Annotated in this window: 25 protein-coding genes and 1 tRNA gene; 11 read left to right on the plus strand and 15 right to left on the minus strand. The window is 66.9% G+C overall.

All coding sequences use genetic code 11. The annotated features are described in order from the left end of the window. Window positions 1-41 precede the first annotated feature (41 nt). Window positions 42-671 carry a helix-turn-helix domain-containing protein gene (locus NP511_RS01160; protein WP_049966809.1) on the plus strand — a complete coding sequence of 210 codons (630 nt, stop codon included), beginning with the start codon at window positions 42-44 and terminating at the stop codon, window positions 669-671. A 12-nt stretch (window positions 672-683) separates the two neighbouring features. On the opposite strand, the gene NP511_RS01165 is transcribed toward NP511_RS01160, so the two are convergent. Continuing rightward, window positions 684-1,814 carry a M24 family metallopeptidase gene (locus tag NP511_RS01165; protein WP_049966810.1) on the minus strand — a complete coding sequence of 377 codons (1,131 nt, stop codon included), beginning with the start codon at window positions 1,812-1,814 and terminating at the stop codon, window positions 684-686. Between the two features lie 155 nt (window positions 1,815-1,969). Here NP511_RS01165 and NP511_RS01170 point away from each other — a divergent pair, with 155 nt between their 5' ends. Continuing rightward, window positions 1,970-2,848 carry a COX15/CtaA family protein gene (locus tag NP511_RS01170; protein WP_049966811.1) on the plus strand — a complete coding sequence of 293 codons (879 nt, stop codon included), beginning with the start codon at window positions 1,970-1,972 and terminating at the stop codon, window positions 2,846-2,848. A gap of 38 nt (window positions 2,849-2,886) precedes the next feature. On the opposite strand, the gene NP511_RS01175 is transcribed toward NP511_RS01170, so the two are convergent. Beyond that, entirely contained in the window at window positions 2,887-3,378 is a 492-nt protein-coding gene (locus NP511_RS01175) for a metal-dependent hydrolase (RefSeq protein ID WP_049966812.1), read from the minus strand. Between the two features lie 168 nt (window positions 3,379-3,546). Here NP511_RS01175 and NP511_RS01180 point away from each other — a divergent pair, with 168 nt between their 5' ends. After that, window positions 3,547-4,185 carry a uracil-DNA glycosylase family protein gene (locus NP511_RS01180; RefSeq protein WP_049906049.1) on the plus strand — a complete coding sequence of 213 codons (639 nt, stop codon included), beginning with the start codon at window positions 3,547-3,549 and terminating at the stop codon, window positions 4,183-4,185. Here NP511_RS01180 and NP511_RS01185 read toward each other — a convergent pair. After that, complete coding sequence (locus NP511_RS01185; RefSeq protein ID WP_049966813.1) at window positions 4,182-4,484, minus strand: cupin domain-containing protein; 303 nt, start codon at window positions 4,482-4,484, stop codon at window positions 4,182-4,184. The genes NP511_RS01180 and NP511_RS01185 overlap by 4 nt on opposite strands. Before the next feature lie 193 nt (window positions 4,485-4,677). Between NP511_RS01185 and NP511_RS01190 the strand changes: the two genes are divergently transcribed. From NP511_RS01190 to NP511_RS01200, 3 genes are all read left to right on the plus strand, one after another. Next, on the plus strand, window positions 4,678-6,039 hold the full coding sequence (locus NP511_RS01190; protein ID WP_049966814.1) for an NAD-dependent succinate-semialdehyde dehydrogenase: 1,362 nt from the start codon (window positions 4,678-4,680) through the stop codon (window positions 6,037-6,039). Window positions 6,040-6,146: 107 nt separating this feature from the next. Then, window positions 6,147-7,223: a S1C family serine protease gene (locus NP511_RS01195; RefSeq protein WP_049966815.1), complete on the plus strand. Its 1,077-nt coding sequence runs from the start codon at window positions 6,147-6,149 to the stop codon at window positions 7,221-7,223. Window positions 7,224-7,385: 162 nt separating this feature from the next. Continuing rightward, complete coding sequence (locus NP511_RS01200; RefSeq protein WP_049966816.1) at window positions 7,386-8,540, plus strand: multicopper oxidase domain-containing protein; 1,155 nt, start codon at window positions 7,386-7,388, stop codon at window positions 8,538-8,540. A 94-nt stretch (window positions 8,541-8,634) separates the two neighbouring features. Here NP511_RS01200 and NP511_RS01205 read toward each other — a convergent pair whose 3' ends face one another. After that, window positions 8,635-8,892: a hypothetical protein gene (locus NP511_RS01205; protein WP_049966817.1), complete on the minus strand. Its 258-nt coding sequence runs from the start codon at window positions 8,890-8,892 to the stop codon at window positions 8,635-8,637. Then, a complete protein-coding gene (locus NP511_RS01210) occupies window positions 8,893-9,864 on the minus strand; it encodes a transcription initiation factor IIB (protein ID WP_049966818.1) in 972 nt (323 codons plus the stop codon). Between the two features lie 189 nt (window positions 9,865-10,053). On the opposite strand from NP511_RS01210, the gene NP511_RS01215 reads away from it, so the two are divergent. Further along, window positions 10,054-10,449: a DUF5830 family protein gene (locus NP511_RS01215; protein ID WP_049966819.1), complete on the plus strand. Its 396-nt coding sequence runs from the start codon at window positions 10,054-10,056 to the stop codon at window positions 10,447-10,449. Here the strand turns inward: NP511_RS01215 and NP511_RS01220 are convergent. Then, a complete protein-coding gene (locus NP511_RS01220) occupies window positions 10,446-11,585 on the minus strand; it encodes a DUF7115 domain-containing protein (protein WP_049966820.1) in 1,140 nt (379 codons plus the stop codon). The genes NP511_RS01215 and NP511_RS01220 overlap by 4 nt on opposite strands. A gap of 102 nt (window positions 11,586-11,687) precedes the next feature. Here NP511_RS01220 and NP511_RS01225 point away from each other — a divergent pair. Beyond that, window positions 11,688-11,839: transfer RNA gene (locus NP511_RS01225), tRNA-Met, on the plus strand. Window positions 11,840-12,425: 586 nt separating this feature from the next. Here the strand turns inward: NP511_RS01225 and NP511_RS01230 are convergent. The 5 genes from NP511_RS01230 to NP511_RS01250 form a co-directional block, all read right to left on the minus strand. Then, a complete protein-coding gene (locus tag NP511_RS01230) occupies window positions 12,426-12,692 on the minus strand; it encodes a hypothetical protein (protein ID WP_006651200.1) in 267 nt (88 codons plus the stop codon). Between the two features lie 258 nt (window positions 12,693-12,950). Continuing rightward, on the minus strand, window positions 12,951-14,048 hold the full coding sequence (locus NP511_RS01235) for a glycosyltransferase (RefSeq protein WP_006651201.1): 1,098 nt from the start codon (window positions 14,046-14,048) through the stop codon (window positions 12,951-12,953). After that, entirely contained in the window at window positions 14,045-15,031 is a 987-nt protein-coding gene (locus NP511_RS01240; protein WP_049966821.1) for a glycosyltransferase family 4 protein, read from the minus strand. The genes NP511_RS01235 and NP511_RS01240 overlap by 4 nt, the downstream gene beginning before the upstream one ends. A gap of 65 nt (window positions 15,032-15,096) precedes the next feature. Further along, window positions 15,097-15,960: a hypothetical protein gene (locus NP511_RS01245; RefSeq protein WP_049966822.1), complete on the minus strand. Its 864-nt coding sequence runs from the start codon at window positions 15,958-15,960 to the stop codon at window positions 15,097-15,099. A gap of 135 nt (window positions 15,961-16,095) precedes the next feature. Continuing rightward, entirely contained in the window at window positions 16,096-17,691 is a 1,596-nt protein-coding gene (locus NP511_RS01250; protein WP_049966823.1) for a sulfatase, read from the minus strand. Window positions 17,692-17,806: 115 nt separating this feature from the next. Between NP511_RS01250 and NP511_RS01255 the strand changes: the two genes are divergently transcribed. Then, entirely contained in the window at window positions 17,807-18,826 is a 1,020-nt protein-coding gene (locus NP511_RS01255) for a lysylphosphatidylglycerol synthase transmembrane domain-containing protein (RefSeq protein WP_049966824.1), read from the plus strand. A 70-nt stretch (window positions 18,827-18,896) separates the two neighbouring features. After that, window positions 18,897-19,367, plus strand: coding sequence for a metal-dependent hydrolase (locus tag NP511_RS01260; RefSeq protein ID WP_049966825.1), 471 nt, complete (start codon window positions 18,897-18,899; stop codon window positions 19,365-19,367). Window positions 19,368-19,397: 30 nt separating this feature from the next. Here the strand turns inward: NP511_RS01260 and NP511_RS01265 are convergent, their stop codons facing one another. Further along, complete coding sequence (locus NP511_RS01265) at window positions 19,398-19,850, minus strand: metal-dependent hydrolase (protein WP_049966826.1); 453 nt, start codon at window positions 19,848-19,850, stop codon at window positions 19,398-19,400. 126 nt (window positions 19,851-19,976) lie between these two features. Here NP511_RS01265 and NP511_RS01270 point away from each other — a divergent pair, with 126 nt between their 5' ends. Beyond that, window positions 19,977-20,501 (plus strand): DedA family protein, encoded by a 525-nt coding sequence (locus tag NP511_RS01270; protein WP_049966827.1) that lies wholly within the window; start codon window positions 19,977-19,979, stop codon window positions 20,499-20,501. Between the two features lie 99 nt (window positions 20,502-20,600). Here the strand turns inward: NP511_RS01270 and NP511_RS01275 are convergent, their stop codons facing one another. The 3 genes from NP511_RS01275 to ddfA all read right to left on the minus strand — a co-directional run bounded on the left by NP511_RS01275 (window position 20,601) and on the right by ddfA (window position 23,441). Next, the gene (locus NP511_RS01275) at window positions 20,601-22,034 is read right to left on the minus strand and encodes an aryl-sulfate sulfotransferase (RefSeq protein WP_049966828.1); all 1,434 of its coding nucleotides are present in this window, start codon (window positions 22,032-22,034) and stop codon (window positions 20,601-20,603) included. 126 nt (window positions 22,035-22,160) lie between these two features. After that, window positions 22,161-23,039: a universal stress protein gene (locus NP511_RS01280; RefSeq protein ID WP_049966829.1), complete on the minus strand. Its 879-nt coding sequence runs from the start codon at window positions 23,037-23,039 to the stop codon at window positions 22,161-22,163. A 102-nt stretch (window positions 23,040-23,141) separates the two neighbouring features. Further along, window positions 23,142-23,441: a DdfA family disk-determining factor gene (gene ddfA / locus NP511_RS01285; RefSeq protein WP_006651211.1), complete on the minus strand. Its 300-nt coding sequence runs from the start codon at window positions 23,439-23,441 to the stop codon at window positions 23,142-23,144. Window positions 23,442-23,453 lie beyond the last annotated feature (12 nt).

Raw genomic sequence — 23,453 nt, forward strand, 5'->3', positions numbered from 1 at the left:
GTTTAACTCCGCGGGAAGCCTCCACCTGTACGAGAAAACACATGAGTTTCGACGACACTGACGAGGGTCCGGTCGACGGCGAGGGAAACGAACCGCTCGAGGACCACGACGTCGTCGAGCCGGGTGGAGAGCGCCGCAATCCGACGGTCGAGGAACTCGACCAGCGGCTGATCGACCTGCTCTCGTGGATCCTCGACACGGAGACCCGCGCGAAGATCTATGTGTTCCTGCTCGCGAACCCGGGGAGTACGTCCGAGGAGGTCGCGAAGGGGACCGGTCTCTATCCCAGCACCGTCCGCGAGGCGCTGGCGGAACTCCACGAGGAAGAACGGGTCACGCGGGAGAAACGGGAGAACGAGGGGGCCGGCAACAACCCCTACGAGTACACCGCGATCCAGCCCAGCGAACTCGTCGGCGGCGTCGTCGACCAGGTCCAGGCGGAACTGAACACGATCTTCACGCTCGATCGTATCGTCGATCGGGAGGCCGACCGCGGGACGCCGCCCGATCTCGAGGACGAGACCGAACCGGTGACGATCACGATCGACGACGCGGCACCGACCCGCGAGTCCGACGAGTCGGACGACGCCGACGTCATCGAGTTCGAGGATGAGACGGACACGGAACCCATCGGGACGGACGCCGACGACCCGGCGGACGGCGACGAGTAGCCGGGATCCGACTTACGCCTCGCGGACGAGCGGGACCGGCCGCTCGAGTTCGAGATCCCGATCGACCGCCGTCGCGGTCATGGTTGGCCAGCGATCCGTCGCCGTCAGGACGTCGATCCCGTCGTCGGCGACGAGCGCCGTATCCTCGCTTTTCGCGCCCTGTACTGTGGGGTTCCACGCGTAAGCCATCGGCGCTTCGACGGGCTCGTCGTGGCCGGGCGTGGCGATCCACTCCCGACCGGCGAAGCCGGCGGCCCCGCCCTGGTGGTGATGTCGCCACTCGCCCTCGTAGCCGACCGCGTCGTACGCGTCCTGTATGGCCGCGAACACGGCACCTGCGGTACCGCCGGTGGTTCCGCTGCCGTCGGTCTCACCATCGATGGCCGCCGCCTGCGTCGCCGCCAGCGCCGTCGTCTCCACGCGAGCGGCCGCTCTGTGGCGCTCCTCGAGCCAGGCCGGCGGGTCGAACGCGACGGTTCGGGTACAGCTCGCGTGGAGGCCGCCCCGTTCGGCGGTCACGGAGACGAGGACGTAGTCGCCGAGTTCGGCCTCGGTCGGGGTGTAGTGGCGGTAGCGCTGGACGCGTTCGGCACCGCCGACGAGGACCACCGGCGTCTCGATGTTCCGGGCCGACAGCGCGACTCGCAGCGCCGAGGCGACCTCGTGTTCCGTATCGCTGCGCTGGAGCTCCCGGCAGACCGACTCGACGGCGGCCGCCGTCTCCTCGCCGAGGTCGCGGTAGCGCTCCCGGTCGCGCTCGGTCAGGGGCTGGCGCAGCGCGGTCGGGTCGACGCGCTCGAGGCCCGGGACCTCGATGTCCGCGGCCGCCCGTTCGTCCGGGCCGACGCGATCGGCGATCGCCGCGGCCAGCGACGACGCGTGCCAGGGGAACTCGACGACCGACACCGCGTCGGCATCGAGGTCGGGGAGTTCCTCGGCGACGATGCGATCGGCCTCGATGTTGTTCGCCACGAGCGTGATCGCGGTGCCGTCGTACCCGACGGCGGCGACGCCGGCGTCGCCCTCGCGGTCGACGACGTTGTTCCCGCCGGTGAGCCATGCAAATGCGTTCGGCCGAGCGAACCAGACCGAATCGAGTCCGGTGGACTCGAGGTGGGCCTCGAGCCGGTCGTGTTTGTCCATATCGGGTGCTTGCGAGGCCGCGTCTTGAATGCGGCGAACGCCGGTCTGCGGGGACCCGTGAGGGAGCCGCAAGAACGGTATCCCGCCCCGATTCCCAGCGAATCGGACGACTCGGTCAACCTAAGTAGGGGCCGTCCTAACGGCCGCTAGAGACCGTGTCGTACGATAATCACACGCCCGACTCGAGGTTTCGATCGTTGATCGATCGGTTCGGCTTCCCGCACCTGCTGACGGTAACGCTCGCGCTGGTCGCGACGACGATCCTGCTGGGGATCGCCGCGAAGGCGACGGGCTCCGGGCTGGCCTGCGAGGCCAACTGGCCGCAGTGTGACGCCGGACCGTTTAACCTGTTCCCAGCGAACCTCCCGAGTTTCTACGAGTGGTTCCACCGCTTCGTCTCGATGTTCGCCGGCTTCGCCATCATCGGCTCCGCGATCGCCGCCTGGCGACTGCCCGATATCGACCGAAACGTCGCCGGACTGGTCGTCCTCGGGATGGTCCTGACGCCGGTGCAGGTCGCACTCGGTCGCGAGACGGTCACCACGTACACGATGGATATCCTCTCGCTGCACTTCTGGACGGCCGTCACCATCTTCACCCTGTTTCTGGTCGCGACCGTCCTCGTGTGGGCACACCGACTGACCAGCCGCCACGTCGTCGCCGCGCTCGTACTGGGGCTCGTCGCCCTACCCGTCCACGTCACGCTCAGCCCCGTCGTCGGCTCGGAACTCTCGAGTTACTCGCCGACGATGCAGATGGCCCAGTACGGCGTGACGCTCGTCCTGCTGGGTGCGGCGATCGTCGCCGCGATGGTCGGTCGTCGCCGCCTGACGGGTCGCGCCGTCGTCCCGCTGCTCGCGGCACCGCCGATCGTGATCGCCGTCCTCTTCTTCGGCCGGCAGGCGATCAACCCCGCGCTCGAGGTGCCGTACCTCGTCGCGGTGGCCGTCTCGCTGGTCACCTTCCTCGCCGGACTGGTGCTTACCCGCTCCGCGGATACGTCCGGGGACGACGCCGGCGCGCTCTCGCCCTGACCGGTAGGAACGGACGCCGTCGCCCTTTTCCCGTTCGATCAGCCCACGACCACGACGATTGCGGCCCCCGTGAGAATCGAGCCGAGGCCCAGTCCGAACAGTCCGTAGTTCGCGACCGGGTTCGCCGCGGTCGTCACCTCGAGGGAGTACCGTCGCCGCGAGAGGGGCCAGAACGGGCGGACGCCCATCGGCGTCAGCGCGTCGACGAACAGATGGGAGCCGACCGAGACGAAACCGACGAGGAAGGCGAAGGTCACGAATCCGACGTCGGCAAAGGCCGAGGGCGCGTCGACGAGGACGCCGGTGATCGTCGCGAGGCCGATGCCGACCAACAGCGCGAACGGGATCGTATGGGTCGGTCCGCGGTGGTCGATCAGCGGGAGCCGGTGATCGTAGTCCGGCAGCGTCGAGAGCGCGACACAGACGAGGCCGCCGACGATCGCGACCTCGCCGTAGCCGCCCACGGCGATGATGGTGCCAAGCGGTGCGTACGCCGTGAGCGCACCGCCGTAGTGGCCCACCTGATACATGTGCGACATGATCGGCCAACGGGGCATAAAGCCACCGCCATCCGCCCGCGAACGGCGGACAGGGCGATACCGGCCCGGAGAGTACCCAGTAGCGAACGGGACCGGTGGCGGGCGGCCCCGTTCGCCGCGACCGACGCGGTTTTGATCGCGAATCGCCTCCGAACGGCTGTGCGAAACGTTACGGACAGGACGAGCAACCCGTTCGGACTGCGTGCGCCGGTCGATCGCTCCGATCCCGAGGACCGGGCCGCCGTCTTCGGCTACGGCGACGCCAACGCCGACTTCCACGTGATCGGCGACTACCCCGGCGTCCATGGCGGCGAAACGACCGGGGTCCCGTTCACCGAAACTGCGGCCGGACTCGCCGTCCAGGACGTCGCTCGCGCGGTCGGGTTCGCGAGCGGCCCACGGGACGACCCCGTCCTCGAGAACTGTTTCTGGAGCTACGTCTACCTCTGTAGCCTGCCCGCGGACGAAGCGCCGACCGACGACGACTACGCCGACCTCGAGCGGTTTTTCGACGCCGAACTCCGCGCGATCAACGCACATATCCTCCTGCCGGTCGGTGCCCGTGCGACCGACCGGGTCCTCCGGGAGTACACGACCCAACGCCGTCGGTACGACGACCCCCTCGAGATGGGCGCGCTCCACGCGAGCGAGATCCGCGGACGAGGGGTGCTGGTCGTTCCGATCAGGGAGCCAAGCGAGTGGGCCGACGGCGACCGCGAGGCGATCGTCGCACGGCTCGAGGCGTTGCTCGCGAGCGATTACCGGCAGACGAAAGGAGTCGCGACGACGGTGGGCTAATCGGTCTTCGGGGCGAAAACGAGCAGTGCCGTACTCGCCTCGCGCGCGTACGGAGAAATGTCCTGATCACCGTCGAACCGAGCGATATCGCCCGGCTCGAGGTCGTAGACCTCGTCACCGAGGGAGAGTTCCACGGCTCCCTCGAGCAGGTGGAGGACGACGTTCGACTCCGGATGGCGGTGTTCGGGAACACGCTGATCCTCGGTCAACTCGAGACGGACGGTTCGTGGCGTCTGTAAGTCGAAGACTTCTGCGTGGGGCGCATCGTCGAGGCCCTCGAGCGACGTGACTTCGGGCATATACGAATCGAAACGGGTCGTGGACTTATACCTCCGGACGAATCGGTTCGACCCGACCGACGACGCGGCCGGCGCGCTGTCGGTGGTGGAGTCGATCGTCAGTCGAACCCATGACGCCCCAAGACATTTTATTTGAACCGAATCCCTGTTTCCTACGAAAAGTTAAACTGAATGCGTAATGATGGGGTTCCGTATGGAGGTCATCAATCCGGCCACCGGCGAGCGAGAGCGGACGGTCGAGGAGCATACCGAATCCGATGTCGACGACGCCCTCGAGCGTGCGACGGCGGCCTACGAGGAGTGGCGTGACCGACCGATCCGCGAGCGTGAGGAACTGCTCGCGGCCGCAGGGGACGTGCTTCGCGAGAACAAGCGCGAGTACGCCGAGACGATGACCCGGGAGATGGGGAAGCCGATCTCGCAGGCGGTCGCCGAGGTCGAGAAGTGTGCCTGGGTCTGTGACCACTACGCCGAACACGGCAGCGCCTACCTCTCGGCGGACGGCCACCCGAGCCCGCCGGGCTCGTCGGTCGAGACGGTCTACGATCCGCTCGGTCCGATCCTGGCGGTGATGCCGTGGAACTTCCCGTTCTGGCAGGTGTTCCGATTCGCGGCACCCCATCTCACGTCGGGGAACGTCGGGCTGCTCAAGCACGCCTCGAACGTCCCCGGCTGCGCGCAAGCGATCGAGGACGTGTTCCGAAAGGCGGGCTACCCCGAGGACGTCTTCCAGACGCTGCTGATTTCCTCGGATCTTGTCGACGATGTCATCGAGGACGACCGCGTCAAAGCCGCGACCGTCACCGGCAGCGGTCCGGCCGGTCGCGCCGTGGCTTCGACGGCGGGCGACCAGCTCAAAACGTCCGTCCTCGAGCTGGGCGGGAGCGACCCGTTCGTCGTTCTCGACGACGCCGATATCGAGGCCGCGGCCGAGACCGGCGCGTGGGCGCGCAACCAGAACGGCGGTCAGTCCTGCATCGCCGGCAAGCGATTCCTCGTCCACACCGACGTCTACGACGAGTTCCTCGAGGCCTTTGTCGACGAGGTCGAGTCGCTGACCGTCGGCGATCCGACGGACGAGGAGACGGATATCGGCCCGCAGGCCCGGGCGGACCTCATGGACGAACTCCACGAACAGGTGGCAGCGAGCGTCGCGGCCGGTGCGGAGCTACTCACCGGTGGCGAACCGCTGGACCGCGAGGGCGCGTTCTATCCGCCGACCATCCTCGCGGACGTTCCGGAGGGCTGTCCGGCCGACAGCGAGGAGACGTTCGGGCCGGTCGCCGCGGTCTACGAGATCGACGACGAGGACGCCCTCGTCGCCAAAGCCAACGACACCGAGTTCGGCCTCGGGGCGACCATCTGGACGGAAGACCGCGAGCGCGGCCGACGGCTCGCCCGCGAGATCGACGCGGGCTGTGTCTACGTCAACCAACTCGTCAAATCCGATCCGCGGGTGCCCTTCGGCGGCGTCGGGGAGTCGGGCTACGGCCGCGAACTCGCGCGCGACGGCATGCTCGAGTTCGTCAACCGGAAGACGGTCTGGGTCGAGTGAGCAGCTGAGACACCCCGTTCGGACCGGCTCACCTGTCCTGTTCGGTTTCCGTACTCTACCGTCGGTCAACATATACGTGGCTCGAGCCAAAATATTCGAACGGAGCCATGACGCCGAGCGTCTCCCGCAGGCGGCTTCTCACGGCAACGTGTGGTGCAGTCGTCGCAGGAACCGCCGGCTGTCTCGCCCGATCGGCGGATTCGGAGCCGCCGGATCCGACCGAATCGACGGCCGCGACCGCAGCCGACAACGCGTACGGGACCGTCTACGAGGACGCGATCGACTCGGTCGTCGAGATCCGGACCCCGAAGGGGAGCGGGACCGGGTTCGCGTTCGACGAGAGCCACGTCGTCACGAACGCCCACGTGGTCGGAACCGCGAGTGTCGTCGAGGTCCGATTCGCCGACGGGCAGTGGCGGTCCGGGTCGGTCGCGGGCGCGGACGCCCACAGCGATCTGGCCGCCGTCGCGGTCGAGGACCCGCCGTCGTCGGCGACGCCGCTTCCCTTCGTCGACGACCCGCCGGCCGTCGGTCGGGAGGTCGTCGCGATCGGCAACCCCTTCGATCTCGAGGGAACGATCACGACGGGGATCGTCAGCGGCGTCGACCGGTCGATCCCGGCACCGACCGGCTACAGCATCCCCGATGCGATCCAGACCGACGCCGCGGTCAACCCGGGCAACAGCGGCGGCCCGCTGCTGACGCTGGAGGGCGCGGTCGCCGCGGTCATCAACTCCGGCGGCGGGGACAACGTCGGCTTCGGCATCTCCGCGGCACTGACCGAACGCGTCGTCCCCGACCTCGTCGAAGAAGGGGCGTACGACCACTCGTTTCTCGGCGCGTCGTTCACCGACGTCACGCCCGCCGTCGCGTCCGCGAACGACCTCGCGGACCGCGGCGGGCTACTCGTCGTCGATATCGTCGGCGGCGGGCCGGCGGCCGGCGTCCTCGAGCCGAGTCCCGGAACGGAGTACACCGGTCGGGGACGCGTGCCCGTCGGCGGTGACGTTCTTCTCGCCGTCGACGGGACGGCACTGGCGACGAAAGAGGACCTCGAGAGCTATCTCGCGCTCGAGACGCGGCCGGGCGATACCGTCGAGCTGACCGTCCGCCGCGACGGCACCGAACGGTCCGTCTCGCTCGAACTCGGGACCCGTCCCGCGCGTCGCGGGCCGTACCGATAGCGGGACGGGCCCGTGCCGTGTCCCGGTTCTCGGCCGGCCGTGGCCCGCGGGTAGGTACGGACCGCCATTTAAGTACCATACGAGAACATGTTCCTGGGTCTTCTCGGCCGGTAAGAACCGATTGACCCCGTTATACGCCGGCTATTCTTAGCACGAGCTGTCATGAGTGATCGAATCGGCGCACCCGGACTGGGGCTATCGCGACGCGAATTCGTTGCTGCAACCGGTGGCGTGGCGGCACTGACCGGCATGGCCGGCTGTGTGGGCCGGGGCTCTCAGGGAGACGCCGGCTCCGAGGAGCCGTCCTCGAAGTCCGCGGGGTCGGAACCCGACCTGCCGTGGACGAGTTCCCCGGAGGTCGTCCAGGTCGACGAGCAGGGCGGGAGCGTGACGCTGCAGTCGGTATCGGCCCAACACGCGGTCCACCCGATGGACTCGATGGGCGGACCGGTAGAACTGCCGCGGGTCTGGGCCTTCAAGGCCGACGACGGCGAACCCAGCGTTCCCGGCCCGATCCTCCGGACGACGGAGGGCAACGACATCGAAGTAACCCTCGACAACACGGGCAACGATCACCCGCACACGCTGCACTTTCACGGGGCACAGAAGACCTGGGAGAACGACGGCGTCCCGACGACGACGGGCATCACGGTCAACCCCGGCGAGAAACACACCTACACGATCCCCGCGAACGTCCCGGGAACGCACCTCTATCACTGCCACTACCAGACCCATCGCCACATCGACATGGGGATGTACGGTATCTTCCGCGTCGATCCGAAGGGGTACGAGCCCGCCGACAAGGAGTACTTCTTCACGCTGAAAGACTGGGATTCGCGAGTCAACCGCCAGTTCGCCGGCGAGGACGTCGACTACAGTCCCCGGAACCGCAACCCCGACGTGTTCACGATCAACGGCAAGAGCCTCCCGCGGACGCTCCACCCCGAGGAGGGCTCCCCGATCATCGTCGACCACGGCGACACCGTCCGCCTCCACATGGTCAACGCGGGCTACATGTCTCACCCGATGCACACGCACAACCACCGCTTCCGGCTGATCGAGAAAGACGGCGGCCAGCTCCCCGAGGCGGCTCAGTACGAACAGGACGTCACCAACATCGCGCCTGCAGAACGTCACACCGTCGAGTTCGAGGCCAATGCCGACCCCGGCATCTACCTCATGCACTGTCACAAGGTCAACCACGCGATGAACGGCGACTCCTACCCCGGCGGCATGGTCAACGGCATCGTCTACCGGGACGCGATGGACACCGACGTCTTCGCCGACCTCATGTCCTACGCGGGCTACGAGGGCTGATCCGATCCGATCGCGGCCGGTCTCGAGGCACTGCTCCCCGTTCGCTCGAGTCCTCGGAGAACACACTGCAACCGCCGGCCGCTGTCGCGAGCAGTCAGGGACGACTTTCCGTTCCCGTCCGAACGTCCGGGTCGGTCGCGACCGGCGTCTCGTCCGCGAGCCGCCGCCGACCCGCGGCCGTGATCTCGTACCGCTGGCCGCCGATCAGTCGAACCTCGTCCCGCTCGTAGAGTCGGTCACAGACGTGATCGACCGTCACCGGATGAGCGTCGATCGCCGCGGCGAGATCGACGACAGCGAGCGGCCCGTCTGCAGCCAGCACCTCGAGAACCGGGCGGTCGTTCCCGGTCATCTATCGATCACGGGTCGCCCCGTAGGCGTCCAGTAGTTCGCGGTAGCGGTTCCGGACCGTGACACCGCTGACACCGGTTTCCTCGCCGATCCGTTCCTGTGTGAGTCCCTCGTCGGTTAGCCGACCCGCCCCGTAGATCGCCGCCGCAGCCAGTCCGGCCGGGCTCCGCCCGCTGTGGAGGTCCCGGTCCTTTGCCGCCTCGAGGATCTTCCGGGCGAGGCGTTCGGTCTCGTCGCCGACGCCCAGTTCGGAGGCGTACTGCGGGAGGTAGTGGATCGGGTCGGCGGGCTCGATTTTGAGCCCCAGCTCGCTCGAGAGATAGCGATAGGCCCGTTGGACGGGCAGTTTCTCGACCCGGCTGACCGACGCGAACGCGACGAGCGTCCGCGGGGTGCCCTGCTGGCGGGCGGCCGCGTACAGACAGGCCGTCGCCATCGCCTCGATCGACCGGCCCGGCAACAGCTCTTCGTCGAGCGCCCGGCGGTAGATGACGCCGGCCGTCTCGCGACACGGGTCCGGGAGGCCGAGCGCCGACGCCATGCGCTCGATCTCGCCGAGTGCCTGTTTGAGGTTCCGTTCGCCGGCGTTCTTCGAGGTGAACCGTTCGTTCCAGGTCCGCAGTCGCTGGAGTCGGCGGCGTTTCCGCCCCGAGATGCGGTTCCCGTACGCGTCCTCGTCCTGCCAGCCGATCGTCGTGCTGAGGCCCTTGTCGTGTTTGCGCGCCGTGACCGGCGCGCCGACCCGACGCCGGTCGTCGCCGTCGTCGAAGCGTCGCCACTCCGGTCCGTAATCGATCCCGTCGGCATCGAGAACGAGCCCGCAGTCGACACAGGCTCGCTCGCCGCGTTCCTCGTCGTCGGCGATCCGGCCGGTACACTCCGGACACTCCGATCGCTCCCGCTCGGGAGCGGCGTTGCGCTTACCGTTCCGGGTCGTCCGCTGGTCGGTCGCGTCGACGCTCGTTCCAGTCATGTGTCTGTCACTCCCGGGGTCGCCCCCGGTCCGTGTGCCGTCTTCCCTTGGAACGGAGGGAACGGACGGTATCAACGGCCGGCGGATTCCCACGGTCTGAGAACGGGATCGACTGCCCCCGCGGGAGGCGCAGAGCCGCGGGACCGAGAGGAACAACGTTTATTCGCTGCGAGCCGTCACCACGGACGAATGCCGAACGAGGGGGACCCGCTCGAGGACGTCGAGATCGACGACGACCGCGTCGAACGCGGACTCGCACTGTTGGCCCGTCTCGAACACGACCAGTTGCCGCTGCCCGACGCCGTCGATCGGATCGAGACGGTCACGTCCGATCCGACGGTGACCAGAACGATCCTCGATCGGGCCGAACTCCACGGGATCATCGAACGCGAGGACGGAATCATCCGACCCAAGAGCCGTCAGTACGTCCGCTTCGAGCGGGACGTCATCACGAAAGACGGTGACTTCTCGTGTCGGCGCTGTGGCTCGGGGCTGAAGACGGGCTACTTCATCGACCTCGAGGCGGGCGAACTCGGCCCCTTCGGCTCCTCGTGTATCCGAAAAGTGACCGGCCGGGACGACTAACGGCCCTGCCGGAGTTCCGCGATCAACTGCTCGATCGTCTCCTCCTGTCGCTCGATGATCTCGCTTTGCCGTTCGACCGCCGCCTCGAGGGACTCGATCCGCTCGAGGAGTTCGGGATCCGTTTCGGTCGGCGGTCGCTGCGTCTGCCCGGTCGCCTCGGCGGCCGACTCGGCGTCGCTCGCCGACTCGAAGACCGACCCGGTTTCAGCACGGCTTTGCTCCGACGAGCCGGCGTCGACACGCCCGTCGCCGGTCGCCCCGCGAGTCGCCGACTGGGCCGCCGATCCGCTGCCGGCCGCGGCCCCCGTCGACGCCGACCCGCTCGCGGCGGCGTCGTCCGCCGCCCCGTCGGCGAGGGGATCCGCCGACCCGGTCCCGCCGGCGTCGCCGGTCCCCGCCGTCTCGCGGTCCTCCGGTTCGGGCGGATCGGCGTCCAGCGGATCGACCCCGCCGCCGAAGTCCATCGATCCCTCGTCGGTTGCCGCCTCGTCCTCGTCGTCACCGACGGTCAGGTTAAACTCCTCGAGCGACTCGACGTCGTGGTAGTCGAACAGCGCCCGCTGGAGCCGTTCCCGGAGGTCGTTTGCCTCCTCGTTGGGGGCCTTGATCCGCTGTGGGCGGCCGTCAACCGTCAGGACGATCTGAGTGGCGACGCTGCCGTCCTCGAAGGTCAGGTTCGTCACGTCCTCGAAACGATACTCCTCGTAGTCGCCGTCCCAGACTGCGCCGCCGATGTGTTTGACCAGACGGTCGCTCGTGACGATCAGCGTCAGTTCGCTGAAACGGTAGGTCTTGACGACCGTCTCGCCGGGATCGGTGATCCCGTTGCCGTTTAACACGCCCGCCAGTACGGGGTGGAGGACGTCGTCGGTCTTTTTCGCGGGAACAGCGAATTCCCGCTCGCCCTCGAGGGCGTACTCGAGGGCGAACTTGGTCTTTCGCCGGCCCTCGGAGATGGTCAGCCGGTCGGCGTCGTGGGGGTATTCGTCGGCCGATTCGTCGCTCAGGAGGCCGTCGGCACGGTAGACGATGGTCCTCGTCGGCGTGATGAAGAGTTCGTCGTCACTGCCAAGAGAGACTCGCGCCGCGATCTCCTCGCCATCGAGAGAAGCGTCGACGATGCCGGGAACGCTCATGCCGCGCCCTTCGTAACACCGTGTGATAAATCCGTGGGTCCACGTTGCACGCCGGATTCGAATGAGAAGGTTAAAGAAACGGACCGCACTATCCGTAACTGAGCCCGGGTGGCTTAGCTGGACATAGCGCCGCACTCATAGGGTTCAGAGATTCGGTGCGGTTTCGCCTTGGAAGCCTCCGTGTCCCATAGAGGACTGCCGAGCCTCGAACCTGGGACATGCGGAGATCGAGGGTTCGGAGCCCTCCCCGGGCATTTTCACAACGCAGCTACGAACGGAGTGAGTAGCGACGCCGTCAGATAGCCGGACATACTTCTCACGGAGACACGAGTCGAAGCCGAGTGATCCCGCTGCAAGACGCGTTCGGTCCGGAGTAGTCCCTGCTCTCGAGTGTGATGGCCGACGCCTTTGGACCGCTGAGCGGGGACGATAGTTGCAGTGGCCACTGGGACGATTCCGAGTTCCTTGGAATCGGAACGAGATTGATAATCAGTTCGCCGAACATCTTCACCGTCGCGTTCCCCGCGCGACAGTGACGATCCAATCAGCATCCACCCCAATCTTGTCCCGTTTCCGCCCGGCGGCCGTCCCCCTGTGCCCATCCGGGCGGGTTCTGCGGTCTTTTCGACGCGATCCGGCCCCTAGCAAATAGTGTCTCGAGCGACTGTCCGCTCCTAGACGATGGATCCGAGCTGATATCCCAGTTTCCAGACGTCGGTATCGGCACGAACGTCGTCGGCGGCACCGTGGTTCTCGTCCTCGTCGTGGCCGTCACGGTGTCGGTGATCCGACGGCTCGGGGTAGACACGGTATCGCTATCGGCCGCCGAAACGACCGCGATCAGGCGTCGCCGTGATCCTCGCTCCAGTCGGTGAAACAGTCCGCCGGCCGGACGTCGCGGATGGCCGCCATCCCCTCGCTCGGGATGTGTTTGAAACAGCGCGGCTCGCCCTCAGTTTCGGCGATCCAGGCCGCCTCATCGCCACATTCCGCACACCGCGGGGCACCGCCGAACCGCAGCGCGTACCACCAGCGAACCCCCTCGAGTCGCTCCCGGACCGCCGCGTCGAGGCGGCGTCGGAGGCGTGAGAGTCTGCCGTCGGTCACGGTCGACCACCCGTCTCGGGTCGGTCCCGGTCGTCGGTAAACATGGACGACACTACCGGCGGCAGCCACTTCGGCCTTCCCGATCGTGGGCCTCGAGAAGCCGATCGAGTATCGTGTCGATCACGGCCGTTCCATCGCCGGTCACGACCGGGTCGTATCGAACGCGCCGTCTGGGATCAGCCGAACGTCCTCCGACCGCCCGAGATCGATTTCGGCGGGTCTCGAAAGGGGTGCGGGTCGAAGCGATGGGTGTCCCGGCTAGCTCCGTTCTTCGTCGGAGAAGCGCCACGGCGCGTCGGCGTCGACAGGCGACTCGTCTTTCGACAGCGGCACGTTGTGATACAACTGCTCTAAGTGTTCCATCGTGTACTCGACGGAGTAGCGTTCGACCGCCGCACGGGTGTCGCGGTCGGTCTCGAGACAGGTCTCGATGGCGTCGACCATCGCCTCGAGGTCGCCGTAGGCGAACCGCTCGCCGTTGTCAGCGCCAATTGTCTGCTCGAACGGCAACACGTCGGTGGCCGCGACGGGGGTGCCACAGGCGTTGGCCTCGAGCGTCGAGAGCCCGAGGGTGTCGGCGGTCGAGGCGGTCAGGAAGACGTCGATCGAGGAGTAGAAGGTCGGCAGGTCCTCGCGCGGGAGGAATCCACGGACCTCGACGTTGTCAGGGGCGTCCCGCTCGAGGGGGGCCCTGTACGGCCCGTCACCGACGATCACGAAGTCGTACTCGGGCAGTTTCTCGGCGGCCCGGAGGATCTCGCTGACGTTTTTCTCCATACTGAGCCGGCCGCTGTAGCCGATCACCGTTCGGTCGGGGTACCAGTCTTCGTCGGTCCGCTGGAAAAAGTCCATATCGATGCCGACCGGGAGCTGGACGTGTTCGACGTTCCGGTCGATCCGCTCGGTCGAGGCGGTGACGATGTCGAATCCCTCGAGGAAGGCGTTCTCGAAGGGGACGTACAGTTTCGAGAGGGCGTTTGCGACCGACTCGAACTTGACGTTCTGGTGGAAGTACTCCTCGAGAGGGGTGTGGTGCGTATAGATCGACGGCAGGTCGTGTTTGCGGGCATAGTACCGACCCAACAGACCGATAGGGGCCGGCCCATGACAGTGGACGACGTCGAGATCGGGCAGCATCGACGGCCGCCGAGTGAGGGGAATCCGATAGCCGGGGTAGAACGGGTTCGACACCGATTTGACGGGAACCTCGCGCTCGCCGGGGTCGTAGTCGCCATCGGGATAAATGACGTAGACCTCGTGTCCCTTCCGCTCTAACTCCTCGCGCCACAGTTTGATCGTATACGTTACGCCGTCGATCTCGGGAAAGTAACTGTCCGTGAAAAATCCGATCTTCATGTTGCCACCTCCGCGTACAGCGACTGGTACTGGTTCGCGACCGCCTCGAGCGAGAACGCCTCGCTGCGGTCGGCCGCGTTCGATCCGAGTCGGTCCCGGAGGTCCGGATCCCGGAGTCGCTCGAGGGCGTCGACGAACGGCGCGACGCCGTCGCCCGACGCCTTGAGACAGTCCGCGCCGTCCTCGAGCCACGAGAACGTCTCGATGTCCCGGACCAGCACCGGTTTGCCGGCGGCCATCGCCTCGAGCAGCGCGATCCCCTCGTTTTCCTCGTGGGTCGGAAAACAGAAGATATCGCCCGCCGCGTAGGCCCCCCGGATGTCGTCGATGAAGCCGGTGAACGTGCAGTTGTCCGGGGCGTTCTCGATCAGTTGCGTCGTCTCCCGGCCCTTCAGGGAGAGATCGAGCGGCCCGAACCACGCGAAGTCCATGTCGGGCAGCCGTCGCGCCAGCTCGACGAACGTCTCGAGTCCCTTGCGCTTGATGACGTGGCCGACCAGGAAGACGGTCGGCGACTCGAGATCGTATCGGTCGCGGTACTCGGCCTCGAGGGACTCGAATCCCTCGAGTTTCCCGCGATCGACGCCGTTCGAGATGACGGTCGTCGGGGTGTCGGTGTAGTCCTCGATCAGTTCCCGATTGTAGTCGGAGGGACAGACCAGAGCGTCGGCCAGCCCGTAGGCCCACCGCAGGTACGGTTTCAGCGGTTTGGCGAGCGCGTTCGTGAAGCGAAAGCTGTCGCCGAAGTCCTCGGCGGTGACGTGGGTGTTCGCGACGACCGGCACCCCCTTCGAGCGGGCCCGCCGGGCGTACCAGACCGAACGCGGGCCCATGAGGTTGCAGTGAAACACGTCGGCCTCGAGGGTCGGTTCGGTCGTGTACTGCAGCCCCAGTTGGTCGAGCATCGCCCGCTGGTGGGCGACGGACTCGCTGATGCCCCCGGTGACGTGGTCTTCGAGTTCGAAGTAGTGGCTGATCTTCATGCCCGACTCCCTGTGGCTGTCGTCCCCTTCGTTTCCCGATCCGATTCGCCGATCGTCCCCACTGACTACTCGACCTCGAGCCAGGGCACCTCCATCAGCGGCGGGATGTGCGTCTCGATGTGGTGTTCCCAGACCCCTTCCTCCCCGAACGCTTCGCCGTGGTCGGCGGTCACGATGACCGTGCCGTCCAGTTCCGGGATCAGTTCGGCGACCGACTCCAGCGCGATACGGAGGTTCTCCTCGTACAGCTCCAGCGCCGCCTCCCGGGTGCCGTTCTTGACGAGATCGGCCGGATCGAGTTCGAGCCAGAGTCCCGCCTTCTGGGCGAGTTCGCTGCCCTCGAGTTTGTCCTCGACTTTCGGTCGGATCGTGTCCCCGAGCGACGAGAGCGCGCCGCCGCCAGCGTCGCCGTCGCCCTGTTCGGCTTCCTCCTGTTTCCGGATGCCCTTCTGGATCTGTTTGAGCTTCTGGCCCTTCCCGCGGGAGAGATACGGCGCGTGGGGCTGCATATAGTGGAGTACCGTTCGATCGGCCCGCTCGACGGCGTCCTGATTGTCGTAGTAGGCCTCGGCGAGGCTGTCCGGCGGCACCGTTCCGAGATCGTCGTCCCAGCCGGACTTCCAGACGTCGTGGATGTCGCTGATGTGGTCGGAGGCCGTCCACTCGTAGTCGCAACTGGCCCCCCACTTGAGTTCGTTCAGCGGAATCCCCAAGTCGTTGATAAATGGGTTCCCCGAGAAGTAGGCGATGTCGTGATCGTCCTGAAAGGTCCGATAGGCCCACTCCGGCGTCGACGAGCCGACGCTCCATCGTTTCTCCAGCGTTCCGTCGAGGTAGTCATCGTATACCTCGCTGAATACGTCGTACCGACACGCATCCAGCACGAGACAGTAGTCCCAATCGGACTCGAGGAAGTGCTGGTCCTCCATTAGTTGCGGCAACCTTTCGAGTCGACCTACGTATTCTTATTGGTTCCCGGAAAGTCACCGTAACCCGTCAGTTCCGGTGTTTCAGTCACTGTACGTCCGCGTATCGTCCGCCGCTGCGGACGGCGACCGAAGCGGTCACTCGAGGTAGCCGAGTTCGCGCAGTCGCTCCTGGGTCTCCTCGTCGGCTTCGGCCAGCGCGTCGGCCTCGTCGGGATCGGCCTCGCTGGGATCGTCCCACGCGCCGCCGACCGCGTCCTCGAAGCGGGCCAGCGCCCGCTCGGTCGCCGCGACGACCGCATCGTCGTCGGGATCGATGGGCGACTCCTCGGCCGGGTCCTCGTCGAGCCGGTACCCTTCGTCGGGGATCCGATCCGCGCGGACATACTTGGCGTCGGTGCTGCGGGCCGCACGCAGGCGCGAGTACGCGCGATGATCGTCCGGTAGCTCGATCCCCGCCTCGCTGGCTTTCTCCTCTAGGTGGTGGAGTTCGATGACCGGCTGTGCGTACTCGACGAACGCGTAGTCGTCGCTCGAGGCGTCATCGGACGCCGCGTCGCCCTCGATGACGGCCCGCTGGCCGGGGTCGGGCTCGCTCGCGCCCTCGAAGGTGCGGTACTCGCTCGAGAGCAGCGACCGGGTCGGGTCGCGGGGAACGGGTGCATCGTCGCCGGTCGTCCCGACCGTGGCTGCGGGATCGACGCCAACCGCGTCGAGGACCGTATGGTAGCAATCGAGTAACTCGACGAGATCGTCGCGTCGGTCGGCCTCGAGGTCGGGGTGTTTGACCAGCAGCGGGACGTTGATCAGCTGGTCGTAGAGGGCGAACTCGTGGCCGTAGAGGTCGTGTTCGCCGTGGAGTTCGCCGTGGTCGGCACAGACCACGACTGTCGTGTCGTCCCATTGGTCTGTCTCGCGCAGCCAGTCGAACAGTCGGCCGAGTTCGGCGTCCATGTGGGCGATCTCGGCGTCGTAAAGCCCGCGAATGTCGTCGAACTCCGCGTCGTCGATCTCGCGGGCTCCGGAGTTGTACTCCTTCGAGTTCTGGCAGACCTCACTGGGGTCGACCCCCGGTGCAAACTCCTCGCGGTACTCCGCGGGCGGGTAGTACGGCAGGTGAGCGTCCATCAGATTGATAAAGCCGAACCAGCCCTCGTCGCTGTCGCTCTCGTCGATGAAGGACTTCGTCCGGTCGATGACCGACGGCGTCTTCGAGTCGGCCCCCTCGCCGCTTGCCAGTTTGGCGTGGGCCTTGGCCCCGATGTGGACGATCGACGACGCCAGTTCGCGGAGGTAGGCGTTGTCGTTGACGGCCTGCCACGCGCTGGCCAGCGGCCCCGAGAGGACGTCGCCGGGCAGGACCTCGAAGAAGGAGTCCTGCCGGTCGAAGCCGTCGGTCAGGCTCGTATAGGGCGTGATCCAGGCGTTCGAGGAGTAACAGGCCGTATCGTAGCCGGCCGCCGACAGCGACGACGCGAGCGTCGTGGCGTCGTCGAGGTACGGACTTCCCTGATCGGCCCCGTGTTCGCTCGGGTAGAGCCCGGTAAACAGCGAGGCGTGTACCGGGAGGGTCCACGGGGCGGGGGCGACCGCCGACTCGAAGACGGTCGCTTCCTCGGCGAACCGGGAGAGTGCCGGCGTCGTCGACCGCTCGTAGCCGTAGGGCTCGAGGTGGTCCTTCCGGACCGTATCCAGCACGACGAAGAGGACGTTCGACTGGGAGGTCGTATCCATTACCCGGGACACCTCCCTCCATCCCAATAAATCGATTGAACGGTAGCTCGCGCGACAGCGAGCGGTCGCGAACGTCGATCAGACGTTTCAAGTTCGGTGACGATTCATACCAGCCATGGACGAGCGAAATCGACGCGCGTTTCTCGTCGGCGCCGTCGGGACGATCGCGATCTTCGCAGTCCTGTTTTTCGCCGTCGGTGCGCGTGATATCGTCGATTCGCTGCTGTCGGCGAAGCCTTCGCTGGTCGTCGCGACCTTCGCGTTCGCGCTGGGATGGCTGGTCGCCTGGAGCCTGATGCTCCGGACGGTACTCGCCGCCCTGGGCGTCGACGTGCCGGTGGGCAAGTCCTTCCTCGTTTACTCGGGTGCCGTCTTCGCCAACAACGTCACCCCGTTCGGCCAGGCCGGCGGCGAGCCGGTCGCCGCCCTGCTCATCTCGAAGGTCTCCGACGCCCGCTACGAGACGGGGCTGGTCGGCATCGCCAGCGTCGACGTCCTGAACGTGGTCCCATCGATCTCGCTGATCCTCGTCGGCGTCGGCTACTACGCGACGACCGCCGCACTCGGCGAGACGCTCGAGACGGCCGTCAGTTCCGCGATCGTCCTGATCGCCGGCATCGTCGTCGCGATGGGACTGGTCTGGCGATATCACGAGACGATCATCGACCGCCTCCCCGGGATCATCGCGCCCCGCCTCGGGAAACTCGGTATCGAGCGGTTCCAGTCGGATACGCTCGAGGCGGACATCGCGGACCGGCTCGACCGCTTCTTCGAGAACATCGAGCGCGTGGCGACGGACCGCTGGCGGCTGGCGGCGGTCGTCGGCCTGTCGCTGTGTGGCTGGCTCTTTCAGGTGGCCGCGCTCACGGCGGCCTTTGCCGCGCTCGGCTACTCCGTCCCGCCGTACGTGTTGCTGTTCGTCATCCCGCTCGCGAACCTCGCGGGGGCCGCGCCCCTGCCGGGCGGGCTCGGCGGGATCGAGGCCGCGTTCGTCACCCTGCTTGTCCCCACGACCGGGATCCCGGCCTCGGTCATCACCGCCGCCGTCCTCATCTTCCGGGGCGCGATCTACTGGATGCCCGTCCTGATCGGCGGGCTGTCGGTGTCGTCTCTCGGCGTCCGAGCGCTACGCTGACCGGAAAGACCGTCGACGGCTGCCCCGTCTCCGACAGCGTCATAGCCGTCGGTCGCCGACTGGCGTCCGAATGTATCGTGACGGCCACGCCGGGTTCAACGCCTTGCTGTATGCCCCGTTCGTTCCGGTCGTCAGCGGCCGCTGGTCGCTCGAGTTGGCGCTTGTCGGTGCAGTCGTCGCCCTCGCCGCCGCGAACCTCCCTGACCTCGACCAACCGCTGCCGCGGATCAGCCACCGCGGGCCGACCCACACCGTCTGGTTCGCGGTTCTCGTCGGGCTGGTCGCCGGCGTCGGAACCGCGATCGCCGTCCCCGCGACGCCGGCCGCGTTCGCGTTCGGCTTTCTGGTCGGCTCCTGCGGGATCCTCGCACACCTCGCGGGCGACATCGTGACGCCGATGGGGATCAGTCCCTTCGCGCCGCTGTGGCGGGCCCACGTCACCCTCGAGTGGTTCAAATCGAAGCACGAACGTATCAACCGCGGGTTCCTGCTCGCGGGGACGGCCGCGCTGTCGGCGTCGCTGCTGGTCGCGGTGTGGTGACCGCACAGTCCGGCAGCCGGCAACCCAACCTCACCGCAGCGACGGGCGGCCGTCGGCGCGCCACAGGAGCAGGCCGATCGAGGCGGTCCAGAGCAGGAGCGTCGCGGCCGGTCCGTGGACCGCGAGGCCGGGGCTCCAGTCGGTTCGCAGCGGGAACAGCCACTCGATGCCCTTCGGCGAGAGCGAGTCGATCGCCAGATGCGACCCGATCGCGAGCGCGACCGCGGCCGCGACGGCCCGTTCGCGGACGATCGCGTAGCAGCCGACGACGACGGTCAGCGCGAACAGCGGCGTGTGGGTGATCCCGCGGTGGACGAACGGCCAGCCGACCGCCGCCGGGAAGAGGAAATCGGCGTCCGGCAGGAGTCCGAAGACGATCCCGAGTCGCCGATCGGCGTCGGTGAACCCGCCGACGAGCGCGGAGCCGACCAGCGCGTGGGTCGCGAACGCGCCGGTGAGAAAGAGGACCCGCCCGAGTTCCATCGCCCGTTCCTTGGATCGCCGCCCCCAGATAGGTTTCGGTTCACTGACCATCGCTCTCGTAACTAATGTATCACTATATCGGCCGAACCAACAGGACTTACATTCGGGGTCGAATACGGACCGCTAATGGGTCCGTTGCAACTCGAGGGGACGCCGTCCTGGCTCGAGTCGATGCTGACGTCGGAACTCGCGTTCGCCGTCCTGTTGGGAATCTGCGTTCTCGAGGGAGCGATGCTGTTGCGGTTCATGCCGAGCGAACTCGTCGTGCCGGCCGCGCTGGCGCTGATCGGGTCGACGATCCCGAAGGCGGTCACGATCGTCGCGATCGCGGTCGTCGGAACGACGGTCGGCCAGCTCCTCCTGTTCCTCCTCGTCCGGCGGGCGGGTCGGGAGTACGTCCTCCAGAAGCGGTGGTTCCCGCTCACCGAGTCGCGCCTCGAGCGGTTCGACGGCTGGTTCGACCGCTGGGGTGCGATCGCGGTCCCGGTGAGCAACACGATGCTGTTCGTTCGCGGACTGCTGACCGTCCCCGCGGGCCTCTCGGAGATGGACGCGAAAGCGTTTCTCGCCCTGTCGGCGGTCGGGTCGCTGTCCTTCCAGTCGATCCTCGCGGCGCTGTACCTGCTCGGCGGGCACCTGTTAGCGCTGTAGTCGCCGCTCGAGAGATTACGCGAGCAGCGGTGACACAGCGAGAGAGAATAGACGAGAGGGGAGTTCTGAGACCGCGTGACGGGTCGCGGCTCCGATCGACTACTCGCTTCGGGTCCGGTAGAACGGCAGCCGGAACCGGACGCCGGCGTCCCGGAGCTTCCACCTGATCTCGAGGGCGATCCACGCCAGCCCCGAGAAGAGGGCGACGCCGATGGCGGCGAACTCGGTCGACCCCATCCAGACCGGACTCACGAACAGGAGGGCGTTGTAGATCCGGTGTGGCAGGATCGACTCGATGAGATCGCCGAGGAAGGCGAGCGGGTTGAAACCGAAGCCACCGCCGCCGTCACCGCCGCCTCCGCCGGTGTCGGCCGCGGTGCGGTTCTCGAGGCCGAGCGACTGGGCGCTTTCCCCACCCGCGCTTTCGTCGCCGGTCTCGAGGCGTTCGGCCTCGTAGGGGAGCGACGACCCGACTTCCCAGACGATCTCACCCGACTGGTTGACCTCGATGACGCGGTTGCCGTGGGTGTCGGAGATCAGCGTGTTGCCGTTGGGCAGTCGATCGGCATCGCGGGGCCACTGGATCCGATCGTCCTCCCACTGCCAGGTCTGGGTCCACTCGCCGTCCTCGCGCTGGAACTCCTTGATCTGGGCGTTCTCGGAGTCCGCCACGAGGACCGCCGGTCCGCCCTGACTCTCGGGGATGTAGTCGGGGTTGTGCTGCTCGTGGAGGACGTCGTACTCGTTCTCGCTGCCGAGCGTCCAGTCCTCGAGCAGTCCCTCCTCGCGGTCGAGGAAGACGACCTGGTCCTGATTGCGCAGGCTGGCCATGATGCGCCCTTCCATCTGACCCTCCTCGATATACTCGACGTCGTTGATGTGGGCCCAGTCGCGGGGCCAGGAGTGACCGCCCTCGAGCGGGAAGTCGCTTTGTGCGTCCCAGAGCCACTCGACGACTTCGGTTTCCGTGTTCACGATGAACACCTGGTCGGCGACCATGTCCGCGACGACGAAGTGACTCTCGTTGATGCGGTCGACGTCGTGCCACTCGCCGGCGTACTCCTTGTAGTCGTAGCGCTCGTAGAGGACCTCGACTTCGCCGGTCTCGAGGTCGGCGCGCTCGATAACGTTACGCGTACACGGCGGAGCGCCGCAGTTGGGCCCCTCGGTGTGGAGGGTATCCGTCGCGGCGTACTCGACGGTCAACGGATCGCCCTCGACGGGATCGGCGTCGAAGTACTTCGTCCGCGAGTTGTTGTAGTAGAGGACCTCGCCGTTGGGCTGGTACGCCGTGATCGTGCCGGCGCGACCGGACTCGGTGACGACCGTGTGGTTATCGGTTGGCGGGGCGTCCGGGACGTCTGCCTTCGACGCCGTCGAGACGCCCTCACCCGCGGCGCTTGCGACGACGGCCGCCGAGACGAGAATCAGGACGACGAACGCGACTCGGAGCCGGTTCCGGGAGAGTGCGGCCCGGACGCTACCGAGTCCCGACCGGACGTCCCCGGCCGACGGCAGCGAGCGCTCGGTCACGGTTCGATCACCACTGCGGGTACTGTCTGGGGAACCATTGCCTTCCGGTTCAGAGTCGAGACACTAGTACCTTTTCTAACCGATTCAGGGCGGTGATTTCAGCCCGTTTCAGTATCTCGTGGGCAGTCAGTCCCGATCAGCAGCGAGGCGTGTCGTGAGAACCGGAACCGGCGAGGTACGCATCACCCGCTCGGTGAAACTGCCGAGCAGGTGTCGATCGAGACCGGTGTGGCCGTGGGTCCCCATCACGATGAGATCCGCGGCCGTGGAGTCGGCTGCGGCCGTGATCTCCCGGGCGACCGATCCCGACGCGATCGTCGTCGTCACGTCGTCGACACCGGCTTCTCGGGCGGTCGCCGCGGCCTCGTCGAGGACCGCCTGGACGTTCTCCTCAACGCCCGCGGAGAGGGCGGCCGACCCCGTATCGAGGACCTCCGGGAGTTCGTCGACGACAGACAGCAGGTGGACGGTCGCGCCGCAGTCGGCGGCGATCGACGCGGCTTCCTCGAGCGCGGCCGTCGCGTGGTCGCTTCCGTCGGTCGGTACCAGCACGTTCTCGTAGGGGTAGGTCGCCCTCGCGTCCTCGGCCGCACGAACGGTCAAGACCGGTACGTCGCTTCGGTTCACGACGTGATCGGTGACGTTCCCGAGGACGTACTCCCCGAGCCCGCGCCGACCATGGGTCCCCATCGCCACGCGGTCGAACTCGTCGCCGGTCGCGTACTCGACGATCACGTCCCGCGGGTCGCCCTGGGTGACGTCCTTCACGTACGAGACGCCCCGTTCGTCGGCTCGCTCGGCGGCGTCCGAGACGATCTCCGAACCCTCCAGCTCGAGGGCGTCGACGACCTCGGTGCCGAGGCGCGTGATGCTCGGTTGGTTCGTGTCCGCGACCGTAAGCAGGTGGACCGTTAGTTCCCGGTCGGCCGCGATATCGAGCGCGTGTTCGAGGGCGGCCGTCGCGGCGTCGCTTCCGTCGGTCGGCACGAGGATTCGACTCGCCATGCGCTGGCTTGGGCCGCCACCCGCTTACCGTTGTGGGATATCCCGGCCCGGACGCGGTCGGTATCGGACGACCGCCCCGGAGAAGAAGGACTCGGCAGCGCCTCAGACCGATGCAACCCGGATCTCGCCGTCCGCCGTGACCGTGACGAGACAGTCGCTGTACTCGAACGTCACCGAGCCGTTGGATCGGAGACCGTCCGTCCGCGGTTCGAACAGTCGCTCGAGCGCGTCGGCGTTGATCGAGTAGTGAAGCGGCTCGAGATCCGTGACCTCGACCCCCTTGTACGTTGCGACGGCGTCCGCGACGGTAACGCTGAGCGGTTCGTCGTCGAGTCTATCGTATTGGACGGCGTAGTGATCCCGGTGTGCGGTCGACTGTGATGGTGAACTCGTTTCAGTCATGTATCGTACCCC

It is taken from the genome of Natrinema thermotolerans, assembly GCF_031165565.1.
Classification (GTDB): Archaea; Halobacteriota; Halobacteria; order Halobacteriales; family Natrialbaceae; genus Natrinema; species Natrinema thermotolerans.

Bases quoted from the DNA above. Each gene is read 5' to 3' on its own strand.
- NP511_RS01190 (WP_049966814.1), top strand. From the start codon at position 4,678: ATGGAGGTCATCAATCCGGCCACCGGCGAGCGAGAGCGGACGGTCGAG.
- NP511_RS01265 (WP_049966826.1), bottom strand. From the start codon at position 19,850: ATGGAACTCGGGCGGGTCCTCTTTCTCACCGGCGCGTTCGCGACCCAC.
- NP511_RS01215 (WP_049966819.1), top strand. From the start codon at position 10,054: ATGCCGAACGAGGGGGACCCGCTCGAGGACGTCGAGATCGACGACGAC.
- NP511_RS01200 (WP_049966816.1), top strand. From the start codon at position 7,386: ATGAGTGATCGAATCGGCGCACCCGGACTGGGGCTATCGCGACGCGAA.
- NP511_RS01195 (WP_049966815.1), top strand. From the start codon at position 6,147: ATGACGCCGAGCGTCTCCCGCAGGCGGCTTCTCACGGCAACGTGTGGT.
- NP511_RS01255 (WP_049966824.1), top strand. From the start codon at position 17,807: ATGGACGAGCGAAATCGACGCGCGTTTCTCGTCGGCGCCGTCGGGACG.
- NP511_RS01185 (WP_049966813.1), bottom strand. From the start codon at position 4,484: ATGCCCGAAGTCACGTCGCTCGAGGGCCTCGACGATGCGCCCCACGCA.
- NP511_RS01235 (WP_006651201.1), bottom strand. From the start codon at position 14,048: ATGAAGATCGGATTTTTCACGGACAGTTACTTTCCCGAGATCGACGGC.
- NP511_RS01260 (WP_049966825.1), top strand. From the start codon at position 18,897: ATGTATCGTGACGGCCACGCCGGGTTCAACGCCTTGCTGTATGCCCCG.
- ddfA (WP_006651211.1), bottom strand. From the start codon at position 23,441: ATGACTGAAACGAGTTCACCATCACAGTCGACCGCACACCGGGATCAC.
- NP511_RS01210 (WP_049966818.1), bottom strand. From the start codon at position 9,864: ATGACTGGAACGAGCGTCGACGCGACCGACCAGCGGACGACCCGGAAC.
- NP511_RS01160 (WP_049966809.1), top strand. From the start codon at position 42: ATGAGTTTCGACGACACTGACGAGGGTCCGGTCGACGGCGAGGGAAAC.
- NP511_RS01245 (WP_049966822.1), bottom strand. From the start codon at position 15,960: ATGGAGGACCAGCACTTCCTCGAGTCCGATTGGGACTACTGTCTCGTG.
- NP511_RS01175 (WP_049966812.1), bottom strand. From the start codon at position 3,378: ATGTATCAGGTGGGCCACTACGGCGGTGCGCTCACGGCGTACGCACCG.
- NP511_RS01220 (WP_049966820.1), bottom strand. From the start codon at position 11,585: ATGAGCGTTCCCGGCATCGTCGACGCTTCTCTCGATGGCGAGGAGATC.
- NP511_RS01165 (WP_049966810.1), bottom strand. From the start codon at position 1,814: ATGGACAAACACGACCGGCTCGAGGCCCACCTCGAGTCCACCGGACTC.
- NP511_RS01205 (WP_049966817.1), bottom strand. From the start codon at position 8,892: ATGACCGGGAACGACCGCCCGGTTCTCGAGGTGCTGGCTGCAGACGGG.
- NP511_RS01270 (WP_049966827.1), top strand. From the start codon at position 19,977: ATGGGTCCGTTGCAACTCGAGGGGACGCCGTCCTGGCTCGAGTCGATG.
- NP511_RS01240 (WP_049966821.1), bottom strand. From the start codon at position 15,031: ATGAAGATCAGCCACTACTTCGAACTCGAAGACCACGTCACCGGGGGC.
- NP511_RS01280 (WP_049966829.1), bottom strand. From the start codon at position 23,039: ATGGCGAGTCGAATCCTCGTGCCGACCGACGGAAGCGACGCCGCGACG.
- NP511_RS01250 (WP_049966823.1), bottom strand. From the start codon at position 17,691: ATGGATACGACCTCCCAGTCGAACGTCCTCTTCGTCGTGCTGGATACG.